15 protein-coding genes are annotated in these 15,392 nt (G+C 60.9%); 6 read left to right on the forward strand and 9 right to left on the reverse strand.

Going from position 1 to position 15,392, the window contains the following annotated elements:
* Window positions 1-71: 71 nt before the first annotated feature.
* The 9 genes from BMY84_RS13150 to BMY84_RS30420 form a co-directional block, all read right to left on the reverse strand.
* On the reverse strand, window positions 72-494 hold the full coding sequence (locus BMY84_RS13150; protein WP_177204008.1) for a type II toxin-antitoxin system VapC family toxin: 423 nt from the start codon (window positions 492-494) through the stop codon (window positions 72-74).
* Complete coding sequence (locus BMY84_RS13155; protein WP_093084438.1) at window positions 494-748, reverse strand: type II toxin-antitoxin system Phd/YefM family antitoxin; 255 nt, start codon at window positions 746-748, stop codon at window positions 494-496. The genes BMY84_RS13150 and BMY84_RS13155 overlap by 1 nt, the downstream gene beginning before the upstream one ends.
* Before the next feature lie 70 nt (window positions 749-818).
* Window positions 819-1,337: a hypothetical protein gene (locus BMY84_RS13160; RefSeq protein ID WP_093084440.1), complete on the reverse strand. Its 519-nt coding sequence runs from the start codon at window positions 1,335-1,337 to the stop codon at window positions 819-821.
* 65 nt (window positions 1,338-1,402) lie between these two features.
* A complete protein-coding gene (locus BMY84_RS13165) occupies window positions 1,403-1,768 on the reverse strand; it encodes a DUF6915 family protein (RefSeq protein WP_069066773.1) in 366 nt (121 codons plus the stop codon).
* 11 nt (window positions 1,769-1,779) lie between these two features.
* Window positions 1,780-2,268 (reverse strand): DUF6878 family protein, encoded by a 489-nt coding sequence (locus BMY84_RS13170; RefSeq protein WP_093084441.1) that lies wholly within the window; start codon window positions 2,266-2,268, stop codon window positions 1,780-1,782.
* A 76-nt stretch (window positions 2,269-2,344) separates the two neighbouring features.
* A complete protein-coding gene (locus BMY84_RS13175; RefSeq protein WP_093084443.1) occupies window positions 2,345-6,673 on the reverse strand; it encodes a strawberry notch family protein in 4,329 nt (1,442 codons plus the stop codon).
* Between the two features lie 134 nt (window positions 6,674-6,807).
* Complete coding sequence (locus tag BMY84_RS13180; RefSeq protein ID WP_093084445.1) at window positions 6,808-8,832, reverse strand: ParB/RepB/Spo0J family partition protein; 2,025 nt, start codon at window positions 8,830-8,832, stop codon at window positions 6,808-6,810.
* A gap of 33 nt (window positions 8,833-8,865) precedes the next feature.
* Entirely contained in the window at window positions 8,866-9,822 is a 957-nt protein-coding gene (locus BMY84_RS13185; RefSeq protein ID WP_256215233.1) for a DUF7146 domain-containing protein, read from the reverse strand.
* A 208-nt stretch (window positions 9,823-10,030) separates the two neighbouring features.
* Window positions 10,031-10,480 carry a winged helix DNA-binding protein gene (locus BMY84_RS30420; protein ID WP_256215235.1) on the reverse strand — a complete coding sequence of 150 codons (450 nt, stop codon included), beginning with the start codon at window positions 10,478-10,480 and terminating at the stop codon, window positions 10,031-10,033.
* A 209-nt stretch (window positions 10,481-10,689) separates the two neighbouring features.
* On the opposite strand from BMY84_RS30420, the gene BMY84_RS13200 reads away from it, so the two are divergent.
* The 6 genes from BMY84_RS13200 (at window position 10,690) to BMY84_RS13225 (ending at window position 15,340) form a co-directional block, all read left to right on the forward strand.
* Window positions 10,690-11,442 carry a LuxR family transcriptional regulator gene (locus BMY84_RS13200; protein WP_093084449.1) on the forward strand — a complete coding sequence of 251 codons (753 nt, stop codon included), beginning with the start codon at window positions 10,690-10,692 and terminating at the stop codon, window positions 11,440-11,442.
* 74 nt (window positions 11,443-11,516) lie between these two features.
* On the forward strand, window positions 11,517-12,152 hold the full coding sequence (locus BMY84_RS13205) for an acyl-homoserine-lactone synthase (protein ID WP_093084451.1): 636 nt from the start codon (window positions 11,517-11,519) through the stop codon (window positions 12,150-12,152).
* Window positions 12,149-13,036, forward strand: a complete 888-nt coding sequence (locus BMY84_RS13210; RefSeq protein WP_093084452.1) for a phytanoyl-CoA dioxygenase family protein — start codon at window positions 12,149-12,151, stop codon at window positions 13,034-13,036. Before BMY84_RS13205 ends, BMY84_RS13210 begins: the two co-directional genes overlap by 4 nt.
* Window positions 13,037-13,115: 79 nt before the next feature.
* Complete coding sequence (locus BMY84_RS13215) at window positions 13,116-13,391, forward strand: HU family DNA-binding protein (protein WP_093084453.1); 276 nt, start codon at window positions 13,116-13,118, stop codon at window positions 13,389-13,391.
* Window positions 13,392-13,676: 285 nt separating this feature from the next.
* On the forward strand, window positions 13,677-14,306 hold the full coding sequence (locus BMY84_RS13220) for an RNA polymerase sigma factor (protein ID WP_177204009.1): 630 nt from the start codon (window positions 13,677-13,679) through the stop codon (window positions 14,304-14,306).
* A complete protein-coding gene (locus BMY84_RS13225) occupies window positions 14,303-15,340 on the forward strand; it encodes a FecR family protein (RefSeq protein ID WP_093084456.1) in 1,038 nt (345 codons plus the stop codon). Before BMY84_RS13220 ends, BMY84_RS13225 begins: the two co-directional genes overlap by 4 nt.
* Window positions 15,341-15,392 lie beyond the last annotated feature (52 nt).

Below are 15,392 nucleotides of genomic sequence, written 5' to 3' on the forward strand. Positions count from 1 at the left end.
GGTTTGCGCTCGCGCGCTATGCGAACGAGGCTAAGCGCCTCGCGCAGCGCATGTGGCGGCCGACAGAAGGTTCAGGCTAGCAGCGAATCCCAGGGATTTAGGAGTGCTACACCTGTGGCGCTGAAGTCAGCGACATTGCGCGTGACGACCGTCATACCATGGATGAGGGCGGTTGCAGCAATCAGCGCATCACGCTCGGCCTGAGGATCGGGCACATGGAGCGCCGCGCAACGCTGGGCGATCGCTGTATCAATCGACAGGATGCGGCCAGCGAATGTCGGCAGGACTAATATGTCGATCCAGGCCCGCAGTTGAGCACCCTGAACGGGATCGCGCCGCGCGCGCTGCAGCGTTCCCTGCTCGATTTCCAGGATCGAGATCACGGATAAGTAGAACTGTGCCGCTGGAACACTTGCCGCCCAGGAGACAACGTTCTTGTCGGCCTTGTCGGGTCGGCGCAGCTCGGAAATCACATTGGTATCGAGCAGATACATCAGTCGAGATCGGCGGCTCGGGTGATCGCGCCCATGCGCGGCGGCGTGAATGCAAAATCGTCCCCGCCAGTCTGGGCTATGGCGTCGAGGAGTGAGGTGGTTTTGCCTAGCAGCTTCTCATAGTCGGCCATCGTCAGGAGAACGTGCGCGGGCCTGCCGCGATCCGTGATGAAGACTGGGCCTTGCATCGCGGCCTTCTTGGCGCGTCCCGCGTCCTGGTTGAATTCCCTACTGGAAAAGCTTGTCACGCCCATCGATCACTCCTGCACAGCACCGCCTCCATACCACGGCAATGCCGCCATTGCAATCAATGTAGATATATCTCTACAATATGATTCGTTCGGACGTATCCCTCGGCTCGCTTGTAATTCTGCTGAGGGCATCATCGATGAACTGGCTCGTCGACATGGAATCGATCGCTTGTGCGGTGATGAGGATGGCCTGACCGCCAAAGCCATCGAACAGCATCCGCGAGCACGTGTAGGCGGTCTCGATCGCGATGTGGGATAGGCTTGGCGAGCGCCGGACAATATCCTGCAGAACCTCCATCCAGTGGTCGTCCATATCGACTTCCAGAAAATCGTGCTGGTCATCGTTCTGCGTGACGCAATCGGTCAGGAAACAGGAGGCGACGCAATCGGCGGGGGATGCCGAGAGAGCGGCGCGAACCTCGTCGAGATGAAGAACGAAGTTCATTTCCCGCCAGGGGTCGGCAAAGAAGTAGACTTCATCGTCGCTGGTCTCGTGGGAAAAAATCGAGTTGAGGAGCAATCGCTCGGCGGGGTTCATGTCGGTTACCGGGATGAACGGCGTGACGACGCACTGGCCATAATAATCTGCCATGGGATATCTCCATTATGTCAGAAGTGGGGGCTGTCCACCGGCGGGGGCAGACACTGCTTCAGCGCTCAGGCCGCGATAGCGAATGGATCGACCGAGGCATGGATCGGCTGCGCACGCCCCATCCAGGGTTCGGGGCGGATGCAGCGGACCCAGTCGGCAAATGACGGAATATAGCCCAGATCCTCAATCACATGCTGTTCGCCGATGAGCCGGACGGGCACCACCCGCCCGGTGGAAATCATGATCGTCGGCCCGAAGAAATGTTCGAGCATGAAGACGCCCTCGGCATGGTGGCGCAAGGCCCGATGGCGATAGTCGGCAATGATGAGTTTGGACGGTTCGTCGAACCATTGATGCAGGGCCAGATAATCCTCGGCCTCCCCGCCCCATTTTTTGGCGCTCGACAGCGCATGATGATAGCAATGTCCCATGACAGCGCTCCTCAAAATTCGTGGCTGTAATCCTCCGTCGCGACATAGCGATCGGCATGTTCGAGACGGATCGTCGCGTTCGCGACATCAAAGGTGAACTCCCCATAGGCGCCATCATTATTCTCCCACCCCGGGTGTGTTGCGCCCAGGAGTCGGTAGGCGTGGGCTTCGAGCGCCGCAGTAAGGGGCATCGTTGCAGCGACAGCAAGCTCCTCGTTCCATGGCTGTTCCAGCATCTCGACAGGCACGTCCGGGATCTCGAGGCCGACATCGTTGGCATCCAGCGCCTCGACTTCCTCGATCTGGCCACTGTCTCCGCAGCCGTCGAAACGGATAATGACCGTTGCGATGCCGACCGCCGCGAGCGCGGAGAGGAGCGTCGCCTTGTTGACCGGCAGGAGCCTGGCCGCGAGCGCCTCATGGCGGCCCCACCGCAGGCAGACATCGTCTGGGGTTATGATCGGTGCTGAATCGGCTTTTTGTGTGGTTGGATCTTCCATGTCTGAGCTCCAGGGATTGTGTCCGAGGACCATTCATCGGACACTATCCCCTTCCCCCTTCCCTCCGGCGCCGAAGTCAGGTGGGGCCATCGACCATTGCCACCAGCTTGCCATATTCGACCCCGGCTTCAGCGATGCGACGCAAAATCGTCTCGGCGCGGTCCGTCGGCACGAACAGCCTCGTTTTGTAGGCAATGATTTCGGTGAAGCACCCAAGGGACTTGAGCCATTCAAGACGTCCGGGCGGAAAGTTGCGGATTTCGAGGCGCGTGGCATCATTGACCCGAACGCGGGCCATTTTGGCGTCCTCAAGGCCTGGAACGGACAGCGTCTCCCCGGACTGAACGGCCCTCAGCATGTCGGCAGGTGTGAGCGCGAGCGTGTTGGCCACCCCGAAGGCTTTGCCGACCTTTTCGACCCCCGACGGGGACACAATACGGCCCAGAAGACTGTTGCCGGCGGCATCCGAGACGCGCCAAACGCGCACATCATCGTCCGGTAGTTTGTTCCAGACAGGCAGCAACAGACCGGTTGCAAGGTGAATGGTTTCGATGTCGATCTTGGCCGCCGCTTCATCGACCTCGGCATGCCACAGCCGCTCAAACTCAGCTGGTGCACTTGAAACCCAGGCACTTTCGGCAAGGCGATGATCGCGGATGCGCTCCTGACCGGTAGGCCGCACCAGCATCCACATGCGGATGGGCTCGCCTTCGTTATTCATGACCGGCCAGGACGGTGTGGCAAGCGCGACCCGACCCGACTTTTCGTTGCGAAGCATGCGGTTACCCGAGCTTTGTCCCCACTGCATCATGAGCCGCGCATAGGCGAGGGCCTTGCGGCGATGATGGAGTTCCAGGCGCGCCAGGCGGGTCTCGGCACCCGTCGCCGGGTCCTGGCGGAGGAGGGTTTCCTCCAGCACCACGATGCGCTCGGTCATGATGGTTTCAACGCCCACATCAAGCGTACCGGCATCGCGCGCTTCGTCGATCCGGGCCTGGATCAGCGCCAAATACTCGTCGAATATGGCATCCTGGGTCTCGATCCGCAGGGCAAGGAGGCGGTTCAGCCAACGGTGAATGGGCGGGAGATCGTCAAGCAGGCCACCGCCGTCCTCGTCAAGCAGCTTGAGGCCCGTCATCGCAATGAAATCGGCAAGACTTGTGCTTATGAGTTTGCCGCGAAAGAGCAGGCTATACCATTGCCGCAGGGCGTCCTTGGCATAGTCGCTCTCGAGATTGTCCGCCGGATCGAACAGATTTTGACCCCCGGTCTGCCGCTGGCCGCGGGTGAGCGCACCCAGGCTGTCGAGCCGCCGCGCGATCGTGCTGATAAACCGGCGCTCGCCCTTGCAGTTGGTCGTGACCGGCCTGAACACCGGCGCGCTCATCTGATTGGTCCGGTTCGACCGGCCAAGACCCTGGATGGCGTTGGACGCCCGCCAGCCCGGCTCGAGGAGAAAATGGATGCGCCGCCGGTGTGCGCTCGGGCAGTTGCGATCCGCATGATAGCTGCGGCCGGTGCCGCCGGCATCGGAGAAGATCAGGATCGGCTTGCTGCCGGCCATGAAGGCCTGCGCCTCAACGATGTTGGAGCGGGCGCTGCGCCGTTCGATCTTCTGGCGGCCATTGCCGTCCAGGATCAACCGACGCGAGCGGCCGGTGACTTCGGCAACGCGATCTGTTCCAAAGCGTGCGATGATATCATCCAGCGCCATGCCGATCGCTGGAAGTGCGCAAAGGCGTTCGATGAGCTCGTCGCGTCGGGCAATGGCCTCTGCGCAATGCACGGCGTTACCATCGGCATCGACCATCAGTTCCGAGCGGTCATAGCCGTCGCTTCCCTTGAACACCGTCATCATACGGGTCGGGAAGGCCGTCTGGAGATAATCGATCATCGCCTCGCGCGGCGACAGTTCGATGTCGAGATGGGCAGCGTCATCGGCTGAGAGGGACGCTAATCGGCGATCCAGCATAGCCTCGGCGGTCGTCACCAACTGGACGATCACCTGGTGATCGGCGTCGAGTTCGGCCTCGATGGCAGCCACGAGCGTCGGCAGTTTCATGGCCACCAGGACCTGACTGAAGAAGCGCTGCTTGGCGCTTTCGAATCGCGAGAGCGCCGATCCCTTGGCCTGGGCATTAAGAGCCTTGCCCGTCATTCGATCGACGATGTTGTTCGCCATGAGCACCTGCTCGAGATTTTTGTGGATGATAGCCCAGCCGTCCGCATAGGCATTGTAAATCGCGATCTGCTCGAGCGTCAGCACATGCTCCAGCGGCTCATATTCGACGCCGCGAAAGGTAAGGGCCCGCGCGGTATAGAGACCAAGGGCTTTCAGATCACGCGCGACGATTTCCATGGCGGCGATGCCGCCGTCGGCAATCCCCGCCATGAACGCAGCACGCGATTCAAAGGCGGTACCCGGTCCCCACAGGCCCAGCCGTATCGCATAGCAAAGATTGGCCGGATCGGTGGCGCCGGTGGCCGACACGTAAAGCACGCAGGCGCGGGGCAGGAGATTTTGAAGCCTGACACCCGCCAGCCCCTGCTCGGACCCCTTCTGTTTCCCAAAGCTACTTTGCGTCCCGGCAGCATTGGCCATTTCATGGGCCTCGTCATAGCAAAGCAGGCCCTCGAAGTCCGCGCCAAGCCAGGCCAGGATCTGCGAAAGCCGGGATGCCTCATCATGGCGTTGCGAGCGGAGCGTGGCATAGGTCATGAACAGGATGCCGCTCTCCATCGATATCGGCGTTCCAAGCGGGAAGGCATCGAGCGGCTGGATATCGATCGGAAGGCCGCCCAGCGCGGCCCAGTCGCGACGGGCATCCTCGATGAGGGCGCTGCTTTTGGAGATCCAGACGGCCTTGCGCTGCCCGCGGCACCAACGGTCGAGAATACAGGCGGCGACCTGCTGGCCCTTGCCAACCCCGGTGCCGTCGCCCAGGAAATAGCCCATCCGATACGCTTTGCCGGTCGCGTCTGGTGAGAGGAACGTCCCCTTGGGATCCGGCGCGTGACGCCCCGGAAGGTCCCGTTCAAATGCCTGACCGGCATAGATCACCGTTTCGAGCTGCGCGTCGGACAGGGCGGCTACGGCGCATGGCGGCAACATCGGCGTGTAGCTGGGCACTGGGGGCAGGATCGACGACATCGCGATCGATTCGACCAGGCTGTCGGGATGGGGCGTGGCGCCCGGAATGGCGATCCGCGACAGCCGCCAAGGCACATAGATGCCAATTTGATCGCCCGCAGGATTTGGCGCCTCCAGGACGGCATAATCCAGTGGCCGGGGCGCTGAGTCGATGGCGGCGCAACCCTTGGGCACTGCAGGGGTGCGGATCTTTGCCTGCCCCAGCATGAGAGGTCTTTGACCGGGCTTGAGACGTATCGGCGCAGATGAAATCAGCGACATTCCCGCTGGTGGCATCGGACGAACCGGCATCTGCCGCGCCGGAAGAGAAAGGACTACTTCCAGCGCGTCGTCGAGACAATCGAGCGCCTCACGCTGGGCTATCCCTGTCCAGTTTCTGTCATAGACCAGCAGGCGCACCGCGATACTGGTACCGTGCCGGGCGAAAGTTTGCCCGGCAAGCGTGATCTCCAGGCGGGGCGGGACAAGGTTTGCAACGGCCTGATAGCCCGTCGCGCCACTGCCATCGGCGCAAAAGCCTGGTGGCATGATGGCGACGCAGCGGCCATGGTCGGCAAGACGCTGAAGCGCTGAACGCAAATGCCGCGCGCCAGCATGGCGGTCGTCTCCACGACCCTCGCTCCGCACGAAGGGCGGATTGATGAGAATGAGGTCGGGTCTTGGCAGAGCAGCCAGATGCGTATCGATATATTCTGCGTCATGGGATGTGACGGGCATGCCCATGATCTCGCTCAGCAGATAGGCGCGAACGGGATCCCGTTCATTGAGCTGGAGGGCAGCACCAGCACATTTGGCGTGTAGAGCCAGGAGACCCGTTCCAGCAGAGGGTTCGAGCACAATATCGGCAACGGTTGGCATGGCTGCCTGGCTGGCAAGCCAGGCGAGCGGCAGCGGCGTCGAAAATTGCTGGAGCGCGATCTGCCTTTCGGTCCTGTATGTCTGGGTGGGAAGACGGTCGGCCAGTTCGCGGACCTGCGCCAGGGTTTCAGCCGGACTATGTCCCAAAAGCGCGCCGCCATTCTTCAGGCAGGTGATGACCTGGGCCGCTTCGAGCGCATCATAGGCATCGCGCATCGACCATGTCCCATCGGCGTCGGTACATCCAAAGCAGCGCGCCATATGCTGCCGAAGAGACTTTCGTGTGATGGGTTGGCCGGCAAGGAGCGTAGACGCCAGGGCGCGGGCTGCTGCGGCGAGCGCATGGGCCTTCTGACGCGCGGGATCGGATGCCGCGGTGAAAAGCGGGAGGGGCATGGATTGTCTCCTGAAAAGTGCCACGCCGAGCGGTGGCCTACTGATCCTTCCCCCTCCTCCCCTGTCAGCTGGGGAGATTTGGGATCGGGCAAGTAATGGGCCGCGCCTTGAGCGACGCGGCCCTGCCTGGGCGATCAGGCCGCGTGCGCGATGTCCGACGTCAGGCCGGCTGGCGTATCGCTGTCGCCCGTTCCATCGGAAGCGCCTGCGCCGGCGTCCGCGTCCGCATCCCCAAGTAATACCGGACCATTGGGCGAGAGACGCATCTCGTCCGGTAGCCAGGCCAGCGCCTTTTCCTTGAGTTCTGCTTCGATGATGATCTGGCCGGAGAAGAGCTTTTCTGCCGACGCTGCCAGGTCATGCTTCTTCGAAGCGCCATACCGGCTCTTGAGCTCGAGCCCGCCAATCTCTTCGAAGAGATCGAGAATGCGCGGCTTGCTCACCCGATCGAAATAGGTGCGCGCGGTCGGACGCCACCAGGCCGCCATGTCGATCTCCAGCTTGCGGCCAAGATGATCGATCATATCGGTCCCGCGATCGCCTGCGGGTACAGCGTGCAGCGTCCTGGCGACAGACCAGCCAAGCCATGCCCCGCGCGCTTCCTCGCTCAGGGCGCAGAAGGCGTCATAGCGTTCGGAGATGGATTTCGCTTCCGTCCAGCTGCGATCGAGACCAGCGTCTAGTGATGCCCAATGTTCGGCCGCCGGCGTACCGCTTTCGAAGCCATAGACACGCGGCGACGGGGCGTTGGCGCGCAGATCGGAAGGGAGATCGTATGCGCCATATTTCTGCGTCGCGGCCTCGGCCATGAAGAAGATGCCGAGATCGAGCGCGAAATGCGTGTCGGTCGCGACATGGACTTTGAGAATCTCGGTCTTCATCATGGCCAGTTCGTCGCGCAGACGCTGGGAGATCGCAGGTCGATCGGGGGACGCCTCTTCGCTCGCCTGGACTTCGTCTTCGTCGATGACATCGTCTTCGACACCGCCTTCGTCGTGGTCGACGGGAGCGGGGCAGGTATAGAGCTGATCGTGCAGGCGCGGCACGCCGTCGGCGCCAATCACGAGATAGGCGATGGCCGACGCCTTATGCTCGTCGAGAATGATCGGTGGCTTTTCGTCGATACGGGCATATTCCGCTTCGAGGGCCCGAACGCGCGCATCCTCTTCTTCGGTATAGCCCTCCTCGTCGCAATTATCGTTGATCGTTTCGAGTTCTGCCTCGATCTCGCGCTGGCGCTCCTCCTCCTCCGGCGAGAGTGCCACGGACCCGCCTTCGACTGGGGTGAGGCGCAGCGTTTCCATATAGGGCACGCGGGTCGCCGGGATCGCGCGGACCTCGGCAAAACCTTCGGACGCTGCAAGAGCCGCCGCGGCTTCCTGAAGGCGCTCCACGACCAGCCGCTCGAGAATATCGCCGCTGGTCCAGCGTTCGGTCTGCGAGGTTGAGAAGAGATCGCAGTCCACCTGACCGCCGGCCGCTGCATAGGCCTCGCGGCCGACGAGCAAAGCCTTGGGATCATTGCCCAGATAATCGCCGATTGTGAGGCGTCGCCTGATTTCGTTGACGTTGTCGGCATAATAGGAGCCGGCAAGCTCATTGAAAATATTAGCCTGGCGTTCCGTGTCCGATGTGCTGGCGTAAGCCATGGCGACGTCGAGCGTGATATCGCCGCCACGCAGCGCCTCGAAGACCGGTTCTGCCAGGCCCGCGAGCCGCAGCCGTCCAAGCACGAACCGTTCGGTAAGACCGAAGCGCTTGGCGACATCGACGGGGGTCTTCTTCTCGAGCGCGATGATATCCTGGAACGCCCGGCAGGCATCGGCAGGGTTCATGTCGAGCTTGAAGAAATTCTCCGAAAGGCTGATCTCGATCGCGTCTTTGCTGTCGCCTAGCACAAGAACGGGGATGCAATAATCTGCTGCGAAGGTGCCATCCTCGATGAGGCTATGGACCGCATCAAGCCGCCGGCCGCCGGCAACGATGCGATACTGCCCTTTCTTGCGCGGAACGGGAACGCCGATGAGATTCTGGATGATGCCGCGGGCCGCGACATTCGCCCTGAATTGCAGATCTGCGGCGGAGTCTGAACTTTTGCGCACGTTGCTGGGTGATTTTTCGCAATCGCAGGCGCGCACCAGGATGGGAAGCTTGGACATGAGGGATACTCCTTGAGCGGCGCGCACTGACCATCAGTCCGCAACCCGCACCCCGCCCCTCTCCCTCCCCTCCTCCTGTGCGAGGTCGTTCCAATCGCTCACATGCGCAGGCGGCCAGTATGTGAGAATCCGTCGACCCGGGGCTTCATAGCGTGCGCGGGCGATCTCCTCGCCGCGTCGGCCGGCCAGATCGTTGTCGGGGAACAGCAGAAGCGTCGAGACGTGCGCAGGGATGTCGAGCAGGCCGAAGCGTTCGTTGCCAAGCGTCGCCCAGACGGCAATTTGCAAGCGATGCATCACCGACAGGGCGGTTTCATGGCCCTCGGCTATGCCTAGGCAATCTCTGGGCCACGCGAGGCGGACGGCACCCCGACCAGGTGAACCCAGCATCCTTCGTGGGGGATCGAGATCGGAGGCAAGTATCGGACTGGCCGCATCGAGGAAGCTGCGCTGAACAGCGCAGATACCGCGATCGTCGATGATCGCGGAGAGCAAAGCCGGTCGCCGGACCATGTACTGGCCCCGTCCGAGCGGCGTTTGCGGATGATAGCGCAACGCCGGCCATGGCCCGGGAAGCGCGCGCGCTTCGAGATATCGCGTCGCCAGCCCATCTGAGATGGACTGCGCTTCGTGCCACAATCTGCGCGCAGCGCTCCGTCCATCGAAGGCGGGCTTGCGCAGCAATGGCGGCGCTGGAGACGGCTGCCATCGTCCTGCCGACAGGCCAAGGGCGCGAATGGCACGCAGCACATCACGCGTGTCGCAGCCGGCAAAACATTTGAAGAGCAGGCACTTGTCACCGACCCTGATGGACAGGCTGGGTCTGCGGTCATCATGCGCCGGACATAGGCACATGGCGCTCACGCCGTCAGATTTCCCGCCTAGACGCTTCGCGAGCCTGGCAAGCTGCAGTTCTGCTTCAGGGTGATGTTGGGCTAGGGCGTAGGGCATGGAGAATTCCCGAAAAAATGGCCGAACCACCTTCTTCACCCATCCCTCTCTCCTTACGGGCCGGCTCGCGCTGCTATCCCGCATCGTCCGGTCGAAAGGACTTGCGATTAATCTTCGATCAAGCGTCAGCTTCCATTTGATAAATTGCCTGAAAAAGCGGCGTAGACATTGAACAAATGCCAGCAACCCTGAAGTCGTATGTCGAACGCAGGGATGCACAAAAGCTGGGTCGCTAATCCGGTCTCCATCACCGACGCTCTGCGATGGCATCAAAAATTGCAGCCAAAGTCTCCCGCGATTTAGGTGTCAGCTTGATATAGATGCGCCGACCATCACTGGGATCAGATTGCCGTGACACGAGCCCCAGCGCAGTCATGCCTTTTATGGCGCGCAACGCCGTTGTGGGCGGCACATTGGCAGCCGTGGCAAGGCTGGAGATAGCGATATCCCGACCGCGTTCATCAGACGCGTAGAGATCCAGCAGCATGTCCCAGACAGGATCGGCACACAGTTCAAAGCCTATATGCCGCCCTACGAGTCGGCGTACCGTGATCAGGGCAAGGCATATTTCCAAACGCTGCTCGCGTTGCCCGGATGCATCGCCATCCACTGGCCTACATCCCAGAGCCGTCTGGCGCTGGTTCCCCGACCCCGCGATGTCGCCGCCAAACTGGCGTCGGCGGTTTGGCGACAGCAAGACCCTGCCTCCAGCTAATTCTCACCGATATGGCGAAAAAATCGCGCTCATTTTGAACGTCCATCTATGTTCACCCTGTCACTTAACTGTCACAAACATTTCACGACACCGCGAACGTGCCCATTCCCTGAAAGGGGGGCAAAGCGGAGCGGCAAAGGGGCGGGTTTCCTGGAGGGCGTGTTCAGACCCTTTAAGCAGGAGCCCTTGATATGTTCATGTCACCCCAGATCATCGAATTCATGGATGGATGCAGCGCGATTACCGAGGAGACGGCACTTCGCGACGTCCTTGGCGAGATGACCCATGCGCTTGGCTTCAGACAATATGCGCTACTGCACCATGTCGATCTGGCGAACCCGCCTGACCATTCGGTAACGCTCATGAGCTACGACGATGCCTGGATCGAGAGAATTGTGCGCAAGCGCTACTTTCAGGACGACCCAATCCTGGCGGCGAGCAACAAGCGGCTGACCGGCTTTGGCTGGCGCGAAGTTCCCGAGATTATCGCGCTGAGCAAACGCCAGCATCGCATTTTGCTGGAGGCCGAAGGCTTTGGCCTGCGCGATGGGTTTACCGTACCCGTGCACGTCGCGGGCGAATATCGCGGCACTTGCTCATTTGGGAGCGACCAGCCAATTGAGCTCACGCACAATCGCATCGGCTGCGCCCAGATCGTGGCAATGTACAGCTTCGAGGTCGCGCGGCGCATCAGGTGCAAGGGGAGAGCATTCCAAGGCGCGATACCAGAACTTACGCAACGGCAACTGGACTGTCTGGTGTTCGTTGGTTCCGGCAAGACCAACTGGGAAATCAGCAAAATCCTGGGCGTTTCGGAAGACACCGTGCGCAAGCACGTCCTCGACGCGATGCGACGCTATAAAGTCGGCAAACGCACATTGCTGATCGTGCGCGCCCTGTTCGATGGTCAGCTTTGCTATCGCGATCTGCTCACCAAGCACTGATCCCCCCCTTTGGGGTAATGGCGGGCAGCTGTGATCCTTCGCATCCTGCTGATCTCTCACGCAGGAGGAAGATCATGCTGTCCGTTCAAACAGGGATATTGACGCGCGTCCCCGATGCGCTGCTGGCCGACATGTACCGGGATCGTAAGCGGGTGTTCATCGATCTGCTAGGCTGGGATCTGCCGGTCCCGGACGATCGCTATGAAATCGACCAATTTGACGGTCCTGATACAGTATATCTCATCATCGGTTCGCCCGAAGGGGACCATCTGGGCTCGATCCGGCTATTGCCCACGGATCGGCCGACGGTGTTGGGTGCAATTTTCGACCATCTGTGCGAGGCAGGCGCGCCAGCCTCGCCTCGCATCTGGGAGCTTTCCCGGCTGTGCCTCTCACCGCGCATACGCGCGGCCCGGCGCCGGGAGGTGCGCAACCGGCTTCTGACAGCGGCCGTGAAAACCGCCATGGAGAATGGCGCGACGCATTTATGCTGCGTCGTCTACGTCTGGTATATGCCCGAGGTCCTGTCCTATGGCTGGCGGTGCAGGCCGCTTGGCCTGCCGCAGCCAGATCCAAGCGGTCTGGTCATCGCGCTGGAAATCATGTTGGATGACAATACCCAGTCTTTGATGGACCAAGCCGGCACCTGGGACGAGACGCCGGTCGCCATCACCCGCGATGGACGACGCAGTAGGGGGGCAGTCCAATGAAGCAGGAACGCATCGGGCACCCGGCCCGCCCCCATATTGATGCGCTCAATGCGGTGGGCTATTGCGTGGTTGACGACCTCATCCCGCTGGCCTGCGTCCGCGCTCTAGCGCAGGACCTCGATCGCGACTTTTGCCGAACACCCGTCTCCCAAGGCCCCTTTTATGGGGCCGACACAGTCCGGTTCGGTGGATTGCTCAACAAATCGTCACATGTCGCAGCTTTCATCCAACAGCCGCTCATTCTGGAAATTGTCGAGACGATGCTCGGCGCCTGGTGCGACACTATCCAGCTCAACCTCACCCAGGCTATCGAAATTCGGCCCGGCGCCGAGCGGCAGGTTCCGCACCGCGACCAGGATATGTGGCGTGCCGGTGCGATGCTGCCACCAGACCATGAGGCTGAATTCCTCGTCAACGTGATGTGGCCGTTCACGCCCTATACGCCCGACAATGGATCGACGATCCTGTGGCCCGGCAGCCATCGCCGGCGCGCTGAAGATCTTATCGATCCATCCGAGGCGGTCTCGCTCGCAATCTCTCCCGGTAGCGCCCTCCTCTTTCTGGGCTCAACCCTCCATTCGGGCGGCGCCAACCGCACAATGGCGGCGCGAAGAGGCATGATCGTGAGCTACTCGCTCGGCTGGCTCAAACCCTATGAGATCCAGACGCTGGTCTATCCGCCGGAGACGGCGCGGCACTTCTCACCGGCACTGGCGCGGCTGGTCGGCTATCAGGTTCATCGCCCGAACCTGGGCAATGTCGATGGTCGGTGTCCATCGCATCTCCTCCACGGCAAGCGACAACTTGGCGCGGTCGATGCTCTGGCTGATGCCCAGATCGAGCTCATACAGGCCTTTCGAGAACAGCAGGTGAAGAGACGATAGCTTGAAAGGCTGCCAACTTCCTATCGACGCCCTCCGGTTTATTGGGCATTGACGCGATCGTTCAAAGACGGGAGCGCATATGAACACGACAGAATTGGTAGACGCGGTAGCAACCCAGCAGGGCATCGCTAAGTCGGACGCCAAGAAGATACTCGACGGTCTTATCGCGGCGATCATGGAGTCTGCGGCAAAGGGCGAGGAGATTTCCCTGAACGGGTTCGGCAAGTTCAAGATCAAGGACAGCCCGGCAAGAGACGGGCGCAATCCGGCGACCGGCGAAACCATCAGCATTGCCGCGTCGCGAAAGTTGACCTTTACGCCCGCCAAGGCGGTCAAGGACAAGCTCAACGGATAGCGATCTCTGATCCCGGCGGGTGTCCCCGCCGGGATCGCTCGCCGGCATCGCCATTGCCGGCATTGATTCGACACGCGCGGCGGCGCCGCGACGGCACAGCTTGACAGTCTCCGTCACACGTGCAGATTGACTTGGCGGGGCGGGATTGCCGACGGCCTCCCCGTAGATTTTCTCGTCAGGCATCATGCACGCCCGTCCATAATGGCCGGGTGGCCGTCCCGGATCAAAGCCTCAAGCTTGAGGCGAACGGCGGCACACCAACATGAAGATTGTCCGGTACGCTGGATGATCCTTGTCGCCCTGTTGCGTTGTATCCATGTTTCATCTGTACACTCCGGTAGGGTCGCGCCGGGTTTCGACCGTGAAGTTGGTCACGCCATGACGTGCCCACCTGACGAGAATTGCGATTCAGACGGCTTCCCACCGCAAGCACTTATCGAGCGGATGTTTCGTGTCGAGTCTGCAGGGATGCTGCGCTATTTTCGACGAAGGGGCCGCAGCGATGCTGACGCCCAGGATCTGGTACAGGAGACTTTCCTGAGTCTCGCCAGGGCGCAATTCAGCGGCGATCCCCTGCCCTATCTGCGCCGCATCGCCCGTAACATGCTTATCAGTGCGGCACGGCGCGATAATCGTTGGAGCAAACTGATGAGCGCAGCGCCGTTCGACGAAAGGAACGCCGCACCAATCCCTCCCCAACAGCATCTGGCGATCGAGGCTAGAGACGTGAAGCAACAGATACAGCGCGCTATCGACCAGTTGCCCGAGAAAACGAGAACCATCTATCTGCTGCATCGCAGGGAGGGGCTAAGCTATGCTCAAATTGCCCTAAAAATGGAACTCAGCGTCAAGTCGGTCGAGTATCATATCTCGTCGGCACTCAAATATCTTGTGCGGGAGTTGGATCAGAAATGAGCGACGAACACAACGCCCGCGAAGGGATGGGCAACCAGTTCTACGATGAAGCAGCCGACTGGTTCACAAAGATGCGCGGTCCGGACGCTGATGCGCATCGGGCAGATTTCGAGGCCTGGCTCAAGCGCGGTGCGCTGCATCGTGCCGCCTATAATCGCATAGCGGAGATTTTTCTTGATTCCGATGCGACCGAAGATAGCCAGCCAGGCCCAGCGACACGAATGCGCTGGCGCCTGCTACCGGACCTGTGCGTGATCGTCCTTGCCGCACTCTGCGCCCTGTCTCTGTCATACATGCTCGCCCAACCGGATCGGGGCGACGTTCATGCTGAAAACCGGTCAAGGCGTGCTGGTACATCTGTTCCAATGCCTTCTGCTTACAGCACGATCGTGGGCGAGGTGCGGCTCATCGAACTGGAGGATGGATCAAGGGTCACCCTTGATACAGATAGTTTGCTGACCATCGATTTCTCCTCAACCGAGCGGCGCCTCAGACTGATACGGGGCCGGGCTCGCTTCGAGGTCGCGCATGAACGGCGGCCGTTCCGGGTGGCTGCAGGACTCGGCGTGATCACGGCGCGCGGCACGATTTTCGATGTGCGTGTTGAAGCCGACAAAGTCGTATCCGTGCAACTGCTTCGAGGCGCAATCGATGTGAACACCAAAGCAAAGGCCACGCATCCTCTGTTGTTGCCGCAGGTCCAGCATCTACGGCCCGGGCAAGGCACATCCTATACCGACCAGTTCGCTACAGCCCAGCCCATCGAGCGCCTATCCGACACGCGCTGGCCATCCTCCCGCGCCGAGTTTGACGATGTGCCACTTGGCGAGGTGATAATTGAGGCAAACCGCTATTCTCTGGTCCCTATCGAACTGGAGGAGGACCATTTGGCGAAACTGAAAGTGTCAGGCGTTTTCTCGCTGCGACATACCCAGAATGTGGCAGAAAAGTTGGCGCATCTGTTCAATCTTCGGGTCAGCCGAGAGCCCTATCGGATATTGTTGTCGAAGCCCAAAGGGCCATCGCCCGAATAAATTTTGCTCCGGCCTTTAGGGGCGCGCGGCCGTCGCGCGTGAATGCCTCAAG

Source organism: Sphingobium sp. AP50, assembly GCF_900109095.1.
Lineage (GTDB): Bacteria > Pseudomonadota > Alphaproteobacteria > Sphingomonadales > Sphingomonadaceae > Sphingobium.

Bases quoted from the DNA above. Each gene is read 5' to 3' on its own strand.
- BMY84_RS13150 (WP_177204008.1), bottom strand. From the start codon at position 494: ATGTATCTGCTCGATACCAATGTGATTTCCGAGCTGCGCCGACCCGAC.
- BMY84_RS13155 (WP_093084438.1), bottom strand. From the start codon at position 748: ATGGGCGTGACAAGCTTTTCCAGTAGGGAATTCAACCAGGACGCGGGA.
- BMY84_RS13160 (WP_093084440.1), bottom strand. From the start codon at position 1,337: ATGGCAGATTATTATGGCCAGTGCGTCGTCACGCCGTTCATCCCGGTA.
- BMY84_RS13165 (WP_069066773.1), bottom strand. From the start codon at position 1,768: ATGGGACATTGCTATCATCATGCGCTGTCGAGCGCCAAAAAATGGGGC.
- BMY84_RS13170 (WP_093084441.1), bottom strand. From the start codon at position 2,268: ATGGAAGATCCAACCACACAAAAAGCCGATTCAGCACCGATCATAACC.
- BMY84_RS13175 (WP_093084443.1), bottom strand. From the start codon at position 6,673: ATGCCCCTCCCGCTTTTCACCGCGGCATCCGATCCCGCGCGTCAGAAG.
- BMY84_RS13180 (WP_093084445.1), bottom strand. From the start codon at position 8,832: ATGTCCAAGCTTCCCATCCTGGTGCGCGCCTGCGATTGCGAAAAATCA.
- BMY84_RS13200 (WP_093084449.1), top strand. From the start codon at position 10,690: ATGTTCATGTCACCCCAGATCATCGAATTCATGGATGGATGCAGCGCG.
- BMY84_RS13205 (WP_093084451.1), top strand. From the start codon at position 11,517: ATGCTGTCCGTTCAAACAGGGATATTGACGCGCGTCCCCGATGCGCTG.
- BMY84_RS13210 (WP_093084452.1), top strand. From the start codon at position 12,149: ATGAAGCAGGAACGCATCGGGCACCCGGCCCGCCCCCATATTGATGCG.
- BMY84_RS13215 (WP_093084453.1), top strand. From the start codon at position 13,116: ATGAACACGACAGAATTGGTAGACGCGGTAGCAACCCAGCAGGGCATC.
- BMY84_RS13220 (WP_177204009.1), top strand. From the start codon at position 13,677: ATGATCCTTGTCGCCCTGTTGCGTTGTATCCATGTTTCATCTGTACAC.
- BMY84_RS13225 (WP_093084456.1), top strand. From the start codon at position 14,303: ATGAGCGACGAACACAACGCCCGCGAAGGGATGGGCAACCAGTTCTAC.